Origin of the sequence: Paraburkholderia sp. SUR17 (genome assembly GCF_029536165.1) — a bacterium.
Classification (GTDB): domain Bacteria; phylum Pseudomonadota; class Gammaproteobacteria; order Burkholderiales; family Burkholderiaceae; genus Paraburkholderia; species Paraburkholderia kururiensis.
The window spans coordinates 297377-306279 of sequence record NZ_CP120509.1 but is presented as its reverse complement, the minus strand read 5'-3'; the positions used below and the strand labels follow the sequence as shown (position 1 = coordinate 306279).

The following is an 8903-nucleotide window of genomic DNA, read 5'->3' as shown; positions in this document are numbered from 1 at the left end:
AGGCCCCGTCCTTAGTGCAGGTACGTGTCGGCAGCGAGCTGCGCCGCGCCGGCCGGTTCGTTGTTCAGTGCCGCGTCGTTCGGCTCGCCTTCGGTCTTGCCTTCGCCAAGCATGAATTGCGCAATCGCGCACGCAGGCGCCGCGGCCACTTCGTCGAGCAGCGCCACGTAGTGCTGCGCGAACTGCGCGACGAACGCCTCGTCGTACAGCGCAGCCGCGTAGGCGAATACGCAGTCGAGCCCTTCGTCGCCGCGCCGCAGTACGTCGAGCGCGAGTTCGAAACGCGCTTCGACGGTGCTTGCATCGGTCTGCATGAGCGAGCCGCGCACACCATCCAGGTCGAGCGACGTAGCGAATTCGTCGTGGAGCACGAACTTGATCTGTGCGAGCGGATGCGCGGCGAGCCCGCTTGCGTGCTCGCGCCGCTCGCCGTGCGCGGCCACGACGCGATCGAACGGCACGTCTGCGTTGGCCTGGGCCTGAGTGCTGTCGTCGCGTACGGCACGCAGCAACGTGACGAACGAATCGGAACCCTTCACCGATGCGCGCATGGCCAGCGTGTTCACGAAGAAGCCGATCAGGCCATCTGTTTCCACGCGGTCACGGCCTGCAACGGGCACCGCCACGACGATGTCGCGCGCGTGGCTGTAGCGATAGAGCAGCGCATAGAAGGCCGCGAGCAGCACCATGAAGAGGGTGGCGCGCTCGGCGCGTGCAAGCGATTCGAGACGCGCGGTGAGCGCAGGCGGAACGCACACGCGTGTACTTGCAGCGCGCGGGTCGTATGGCGCGCAGCGCTCATGGTCGGTGGGCAAATCGATGGGCTGGTCGTAGCCGCTGAGGCGAGTACACCAGTAGTCGAGCTGCGCGTCGAACACCGCTCGGCCCTCGCCCGCGAAGTGTTCGCGCTGCCATGAAGCGTAGTCGGCGTACTGCACGGGCAGCGCCGGCAGTGCGGCAAGCACGTTTGTTTCGCCGCGTCGCGCCGCACGATACGCCGCGCCGAACTCGCGCAGCAGAATGTCGACCGACCAGCCATCGACCACGATGTGATGCATGACGATGTGCAGCACATGTTGCGACGCGCACCGCAGGAACGTGGCACGAACAAGCGGACCGCGCTGGAGATCGAATGGAGTACGCGTGCGTTCGTACAACGCGGCATCGAGCGTGCCCCGCTGCTTCGAATACGCTTCGTCCAGATCGACCACGTCCCACGTCCATGCCGACGCCGACTGCTCTGCCGGCACGATCTGCTGACGCGGCACGTCGCTCACTTCGACGAAGCGCGTACGCAACGCTTCGTGCCGGCGCACGAGTGCGTCGATCGCGGCACGCGTGGCATCGATGTCAGGCAGGCCGTCGAACGAGAGCGTGATGGGCACGTTGTACGCGGCGCTCTGAGGATCGAGACGCCAGAGCACCCATAACCGCTCCTGCGGCAACGAGAGCGGCGCATCGCCCGCACCGCGTCGTGCCAGAGCTGCGGGCGCCGGCATATCGCCTGTGAATGAGGACCATCGCGCGTCGAGCGCGACGCCGAGCGCGGCGGGCGTGGTGTGGGCGAACAGCAAACCGGGCGGCACGTCACGTGCAAATCGTTCGCGCAGCCGCGCGGCCACTTTCAGCGCGAGCAGCGACCGGCCACCGAGCAGGAAGAAATCGTCCGATGCACCGGGCAATGGTATGTCGAGCACGTCGCGCCATACCTCGGCAATGACACGCGCGGTTGCCGTCAGGGGTTCGTCATGCGGCTTCTTTGCCGCTATCGCGTCGCGGTTGCGGTAGCGCGCATCGTGCACCGCAAACGGCACGATCGCCGCGCTGCGCCAGGCGTCAAGACAGGCGCAGCGCTGCAGCTTGCCACTCGACGTGCGCGGCAGATCGCCGGGTTCGAGCAGCAGGATCAGTCCGACCTCGTAGCCGAACGCTTCGCCCAGTGCGCCCGAAATCGCCGCGAAAATGCGCTCCGAAGCGATTCGTCTGCCTCGGCCACGTGGCACTTCCGCGGCCACGCCGATCGCTTCGGTTTCCTCTGCACCCTCTGCGCCTTCGACCGGGAACGCCGCAATGCGCCCACGCCGCAGCGATTCGACACGATCGGCCAACACGGCTTCGAGATCCTGTGGGTACACGTTCTCGCCGCGCAACACAATCATGTCTTTGCGGCGACCGCAAACGAACAGTTCGCCTGCGTCGATGAAGCCCAGGTCGCCAGTGCGCAACCATCGGCCGGGAAAACCTGGTGTGTCGTCGAGAAACGTGTCTGCCGTGGCTTGCGCGTTGTGCCAGTAGCCCTGCGTAACACTAGGCCCGCTGCACCATATTTCGCCGACGCGCCCGTCGTTCAGGCGTTCGCGCGTGTCGGGGTCGACGATCGCGAACGTGTGGGCCCATGCCGGCCCACCGCAGCCGACCACGGCCTTGGCGTCAGCATCGCTTGCAGGCGGCAATGCGAGCGGCGTGGGCCTGGCGAGTGCGGACGCTGAAAAACGGCGCTCCGCAGCACCCGTACCGGCCTTCACGCCCGAAACGAACAGCGTTGCTTCCGCAAGGCCGTAGCACGCGTACATGGCACGCGGGCCGAGGCCGTGCGATGCGAAGCGGGCCACGAAGCTTTCGAACGTGGCCTGGCGAATCGGCTCGGAGCCGCAGAATGCGACGCGCAACGAAGACAGATCGAGACCGTCGAGCTGCGCGTCGCGCACACGCTCTGCACAGAGCCTGAACGCGAAGTCGGGGCCGCCTGTGTGCGTGGCCCGCTCGGTCGCCACACCCATGAGCCAGCGCGCGGGGCGTTCGAGAAAATGCAGCGGCGAGACGAGCGTGACCGGAAAGCCACAGAGCAGCGGCATCAGCACGCCGGCGATCAGCCCCATGTCGTGATAGAGCGGCAGCCACGAGAACATGCGATCGCCGGGACGGCAATCCATGGCGTGCGCCATCACTGCCACGTTGATGCACAGATTCGCGTGACCCACCATGACGCCCTTCGGCGACGCCGTGGACCCCGACGTGTACTGCAGAAACGCAATCGCCTGCGGGTCGACGTGCTCGACGCAAAACCCGGCGGCTGGATCGACGTCGCGCGCCGACGCATCGACGAGCACCGCATCCCCCAGCCCGTTACCCGCGACCGCCGCCGCAAGACCCGCGCGAGACGATGCGTCGAGCACCGCGATGCGCGCCGCGCAATCCGACGTCATACGGCGCAACCGCTCCACATGCGCGCTGTGCTGCGCTTCAGGCGGATAGGCGGGCACCGCGATCATGCCCGCGTACTGGCACGCGAAGAACGAGACGACATAGTCGAGACCGCTCGGCAACATGAGCAGCACGCGATCGCCCGCTGCGCCGTGCCGGCGCAATACCGCCGCGAGACGACGCGCGCCGGCGTCGAGCGCTGCGTAGTTCAACTCGCGCGCATCCGACTCGCCATCGGCAAGAAACCGCACTGCCACCTGATCGGGACGCTGCCGCACATGGGCCTGCAACGCCGAAACCAGATCGTATGCCGGCGGCGTGCTCATCACACCTTCAGCATGGCGCGTACCGTCGCGACTCGCGGCAGGGTTCGCGGGGCGCCGCGTCTCGATCACAGTCATCCTTTCCTCCTGGGTTTCGCCATGCTTCGCGTCGGGCATGGCAAAAGAGCATGCGAATTCGCACCGCCGCGCGTACCTGCTAGGCACGGGCGGCGGCACAACGTCGTCATTGCGGGGGATTGGCGCGGCGTTTCTGCGGAACGCCTGTGTAGGGACTGCTTGATGCTTGCCGGGGTTGCCCGATACCTGCTTCAGTACGCGAAGCTGATGGGCGCGCCGCCGCGCGGATGTGGCACGACGCCCATCGGTACGCCGTAGATCTCGGCAAGCGTCGCTTCTTCGATAAGCGTTTGCGCGGCACCGCTTGCCAGCAGCGCGCCGCGCTTGAGCGCGATGAGGTCGTCGCAGAAACGCGCCGCCATGTTGACGTCGTGCAGCACCACCACGACGCCCAGCCCACGCCGCTGGCTGAGCGTGCGCACGAGATCGAGCACTTCGATCTGATGCGCGATATCGAGCGCCGAGATGGGCTCGTCCAGCAGCAGACATTGGCTGTCCTGCGCGACCAGCATGGCGATCCACGCGCGTTGCCGCTCGCCGCCCGAGAGGTTGTCCACGAGGCGGTCCGCGAAGTGAGCGATGTCGGTCAATTCCATGGCTTCGTCCACCCGGTCACGGTCGGTGCCCGTGAAGCGGCCGAGCGCGCCGTGCCACGGATAGCGACCGAGCGAGACCAGTTCGCGCACAGTCATGCCGTTGGCGCCGGGCTGCTGCTGCGGCAAGTACGCCACGCGTCGCGCAAACGCGCGGTTGTCCCACTCGGGCAGCGCTCGCCCTTCGAACGAGAGCGAGCCGGACGTAGGCGTCTGCTGACGCGCAAGCAGCTTGAGCAGCGTCGATTTACCCGAGCCGTTGTGACCGATGAGGCCGCATACGCGACCCGCCGGCAACGTCAGCGTGAGCGGCTGCAAGAGCACGCGTGGGCCCACGGCGAACGACACGTTGTCGAGCACGTACATCGGTTCGCGCTGCGGTTGTCGGGGTTGCCGGGGTTGCCCGATGGAGAGAATCGAAGCGTTGACGTTCATGATGCGGACATTCCAGATTGAGGAGCCACCGCCAGATCGGCGCAATGCACTGCTTCGAGCGGCATGCGCCCAAGTGCAGCGCCCGGCCCCTCTTCGACGATGCGGCCGAAATCGAGCTTGATGAAGCGGTCGGCAAGCGAGAAATAGCGGTCGTCATGCGTGATGACGAGCACGGTCTTGCCCTTCGCTTTCAACCCCGGCAGCAGGCGCCGGTAGAAGACGTCTTTGAACAGCGGGTCCTGGTCGGCGGCCCATTCGTCGAACACATAGAACGGCCGGTCCTCCAGGTAAGCGACGAGCAGCGCGAGCCGCTTGCGCTGCCCTTGCGACAACTGGAGCGTGGAGAAAACGCCGTCTTCCACACGCACCTTGTGGGCAAGCTGAAGCTCCTCCAGCAATTGCTGCGCGAGCGCATCCAGACCTTGCTGCGGCAGGCCCAGCAGGTTCTCGAAGAGGAAGAAGTCGCTGAACACCACCGAGAACTGCTGGCGGTACAGATCGCGTTGCGCTTCCTCCACCGGACTGCCGTCTAGCAGCACGTGGCCGCTTTCCGGCACATAAAGGCCGACGAGCATCTTCGCGAGCGTGGTCTTGCCGCTGCCGTTGCCACCGATCAGAAAGACCACCTCGCCGGGACGAAACGCGAGATCGATGGGACCGAGCGTAAAGACCTCGTTCTCCTTCTCGCGGAAATAGCGGTGGGTCGCACCTTGCAGCGCAATCGTGGAGAACGGTTTGACGGCGGCCGGCGCGAGCGATTTTTCGGGCGGCAGTTCCGCGCTCACCTGTTCGATGCGTTCCAGTGCCACGCGTGCCGAACTGAGGTTCGGTATAGCGGACAGCACCGCCTCGATGGGCATGATCATGTAGACGAACACGATGGCGTAGCCCGACATGACGTGCGCGTCCACGTGAATGTGACGCGCAAACACGAAGAGAGTGAGGCCGATGAAGGCGAACAGAATGCAGTTGCCCCAGCTCGATGCCGCCGCGTAGAGCATATAGCCGCGCGTGCGCTGCACGCGCACCGCTTCGACGTTGGTTTCGAGCGTGTCGTCGATAAAGGCGCGCTTGCGCTCGCGGTGCAGCTTCAGTTCCTTCGCGCCGTCGAAGAGCGCGCGAAAGTGTTTGACGAGATCGTCCTCGCGCTTGCGCGAGCTGCGCAGATGAAACATCGCGCGCGTATGTGCATAACGAAAACCCGCCATGCCGAGCACGATGGAAACAACCGCCACGGCCAGAATGGGCCACGACAGATAACCGAGATAGACGAGGCAGCCCACGATCACGGCGCTTTGCATCGCGAGCGACGGCAGGCTCACGAAGAACACGACGATCGTATCCAGGTCTTGGGTCAACACGGCGAGCGACCGTGCCGCGCCCTGCTTTTCCAGATGCGGATACGACGCCTCGCCAATGCGCCGGATGGTGCGCATGCGCAGCGTCGCCTTCGCCTTTTGCCCCAGCCACATGAAGAGCGACTGCGCGAGCGTGCGCATGGCCACGACCACGACGCCGACCGCCAGAAACTGCCAGCCAAGGGGCGTGAGCTGCTCGGGCGCCGCACTGAGCGCCTGATTGACGAGCGCAAGCAGCGCAGCATTGCCGAGGCCACCCGCGACACTCGCCGCGAGCGCGACGGCCAGCGCCCAGCGCGATTTGCTTACCAGATGCAGAAGTAAGGACATGTATTTCCTTTGATGACGAGAGGTGCGCGGACATGCCGTGGCAACGGCTTCTTGCAGGCGCGGGTGTTCATTGCCGGCCCGCGCCCGCGCGGCATGCCCTTACGCGTCCTCTTCGCCACGGCCGCTCGCGGTTGCAGAAGCATGTTCGTGTTTGTGTTCGTGCGCCTGCCGTATGCGTTTGAGAAACGGACAACGATCGCCCGCAGGCACGTTCGCGTCCTCGAGAAAATATTGCTTCCACTCGAGATTGCCGGGATCGCCGAAAAACCCCAGATCGGGATGCGCGGGAATCTCGTCCCACGCATCCAGCCGCTTGCGCACTTCGTTGCGCGCCTCGCGGCCAATAACCTTGTTGGTGATCGTATCGACGAAGACCGAGCGCGGCTGAAACAGCAGGACCATGCCCGGCCCCAGGTTGCGGCTGCGGCGTGCGCGAAACGAAGGGCACGCACAGACCACGAACATCTGCACACCGGCATATGAGAACTCCCATGCTTCTTCCATCGGGTCCGGCTGTTCGTCGGCCTGCGCGTCGGGGTCGAGGTCGTGCAGCTGCTGCAGGATGCGCCAGAACAACTCGCGATAAGCGCTGTGCGAAAGCGGCTGCACGTCGGGCTCGAAGAACACGGCCAGATTGTTCCTGCGGTACTGCGGTTGAGCCGAGAGCGTCGCGAACGTTTGCATCGTCGCGGGCAGTTCGCGCGTGTCTTTGCCGTTGACGAACGAATAGAACATCTCGCCGCGCCGCTCCGCTATCGTGCCGAAAAAGCACGGATAAGCCGGGTCCAGCACCTGTGCGCGCAGCGTCGAATACGATGTGGCGAGCCACTCGGGAATCGACGCCGTAGCGCCCGTTGTGCGCCCTGCGATGACACGGCTGCGCCAATCGCCTGCATCGAACGCCAGGGGACCCGGGCGGCCGCCCGGCATCTGGCCGAACGCGCCTCCATTGCCTGCTTCCATCATTCGCTTCCTGCTCCACGTTTGAGCGCGACATGCGCGCGGGCTTTCCCGGGCCTTGGGGCCGGGAACGTCGTTGCTGCAATCGTGGGGAAGCGACGCCTTTCGTCTCGGTATCTTTCATGCGGCGCCACGGGTGAGGAATATGCCCTGCGCGGGCGTCAAACCGTTGCCGGCTGATCGAGTTCGGCAACGAGTGCATTGACCCACTCGTCGGGAATGATCGGCTGGTGGTACGTGCACTCGTGCGAAGTCACGGTGGAACCATGCAGGCGACCATCGGGAATCAGCACCTTGTCGCCGATGTGCATTTCAAGCTGCATGCCGACGTTGCCCCAGAACAGCATGTCGCCTTCTTCGATCGTCACGAGCCGATGATCGTTGTGCACGTGGGTGGTCGAACACATCTCCATCGGCTCGATGAACGTTTCGCGATCGATGTCGGGATACTCGGCATCGATGCGCGCGCTGATGCGATGCGCGAACGCAACGTAATGGCGAATCGAGGAGAGCCAGCGCAACTGCTCGCCGAGATCCCAGCGCGCGCGCTCGGCCAGCCGCTCGGCCGCGACGATGCCTTGCACGCACTGGCCGTGCGCCTGATCGCCCATCTCCACGGCCAGACGCCGCAGCGCTTTCGCGCAGCGCTGGACAAGTTCGTTCTTGAGGGTCGTTGCCTCTGCCGGTGCCCTGCCTGCGGGCTGCAAATGGGCACAGGCGCGCTCCAGTGCGAGACCGAACGCGAGCCACTCGGCCTCGGCACCAAAGGCAGCGCCGACGAGCCCGAACGCGCGGTCCGGACGGCGCGCCAGCGCGTAGAGCAGATTGCATTTCGCGGTGCTCGTCGGCAGATAGAACTGCCAGTAGGCGTGCTGACGGCCCGTTACGCCCATTGCAGCCGCTACGCGTTCCAGCAATGCGTCGTCGGGCGTTGCGGCATGCAAGGTCGGACGCTCAGCTGGCGCAAGCAGATCGAAGAAGCCACTCGCCTGTGCTCGTGCCAGCGCGCGGCGCTTCGATACCGCAAGCGCCCAGCGTTGAACCATGATGAAACGCAGCCCTTCTTCGAGATAGTCGTTGGCGACGAGGCGCGCGAACGTGTCGCTCCAGAAGGCAAGTTCGGCGTCGACGATGGCCGCGAGCCGTGCGCTTGCCCTCTCCACGGACTCACCCGCGTCGACGTCTTTGCTCAGGTACTCGAACGCGTAGGCCTCCAGAAAAGGCGCGATCTGTGCGCCGAGTACACGCGTGTGCTCATCGTGGAATTCGGTGAAACGCCGCCATGAATCGGGACTGCTGCCTGCCGGAGCGCGGGCGATGTCCAGCTCGTAGATCGACATCAACGTGCGACCGGAGGCCAGTGCCGCCAGACGGCTCACGTTGTGCGGCCGCACGGGCTTCATGAACTTGAGGAACGCAAAGTCCTCGGGACGCAGCGGCCGACGATGAAAGTCGTCGTCCAGCACGAGTTCATCCACGGTTGCGCTGCGAAAGGGCGCAGCCGCCGCGAATGCCTTGATGAGCGAGACGTAGTGCTCGCTCTTGCCCTCGAACGGCGAAAAGTCGAAGAGCGGAAGCGAATTGGAATGCGTGGTCATCGGGTCATTCTCCAGTTCTCCAGG

Annotated in this window: 5 protein-coding genes; all 5 read right to left on the bottom strand. The window is 65.1% G+C overall.

Going from position 1 to position 8903, the window contains the following annotated elements; all coding sequences use genetic code 11:
* Positions 1 to 11: 11 nt before the first annotated feature.
* Positions 12 to 3605 (bottom strand): condensation domain-containing protein, encoded by a 3594-nt coding sequence (locus P2869_RS18860; RefSeq protein ID WP_277599159.1) that lies wholly within the window; start codon positions 3603 to 3605, stop codon positions 12 to 14.
* 191 nt (positions 3606 to 3796) lie between these two features.
* Positions 3797 to 4633 (bottom strand): ATP-binding cassette domain-containing protein, encoded by an 837-nt coding sequence (locus tag P2869_RS18855; RefSeq protein WP_277599158.1) that lies wholly within the window; start codon positions 4631 to 4633, stop codon positions 3797 to 3799.
* Complete coding sequence (locus tag P2869_RS18850; protein WP_277599157.1) at positions 4630 to 6321, bottom strand: cyclic peptide export ABC transporter; 1692 nt, start codon at positions 6319 to 6321, stop codon at positions 4630 to 4632. The genes P2869_RS18855 and P2869_RS18850 overlap by 4 nt, the downstream gene beginning before the upstream one ends.
* Positions 6322 to 6420: 99 nt before the next feature.
* The gene (locus P2869_RS18845) at positions 6421 to 7284 is read right to left on the bottom strand and encodes a YqcI/YcgG family protein (protein WP_277599891.1); all 864 of its coding nucleotides are present in this window, start codon (positions 7282 to 7284) and stop codon (positions 6421 to 6423) included.
* A 158-nt stretch (positions 7285 to 7442) separates the two neighbouring features.
* Positions 7443 to 8879, bottom strand: a complete 1437-nt coding sequence (locus tag P2869_RS18840) for a peptide synthetase (protein ID WP_277599156.1) — start codon at positions 8877 to 8879, stop codon at positions 7443 to 7445.
* Between the last annotated feature and the right edge of the window lie 24 nt (positions 8880 to 8903).

Coding starts and splice junctions, on each gene's coding strand:
- P2869_RS18860 (WP_277599159.1), bottom strand. CDS start 3,605: ATGACTGTGATCGAGACGCGGCGCCCCGCGAACCCTGCCGCGAGTCGC.
- P2869_RS18855 (WP_277599158.1), bottom strand. CDS start 4,633: ATGAACGTCAACGCTTCGATTCTCTCCATCGGGCAACCCCGGCAACCC.
- P2869_RS18850 (WP_277599157.1), bottom strand. CDS start 6,321: ATGTCCTTACTTCTGCATCTGGTAAGCAAATCGCGCTGGGCGCTGGCC.
- P2869_RS18845 (WP_277599891.1), bottom strand. CDS start 7,284: ATGGAAGCAGGCAATGGAGGCGCGTTCGGCCAGATGCCGGGCGGCCGC.
- P2869_RS18840 (WP_277599156.1), bottom strand. CDS start 8,879: ATGACCACGCATTCCAATTCGCTTCCGCTCTTCGACTTTTCGCCGTTC.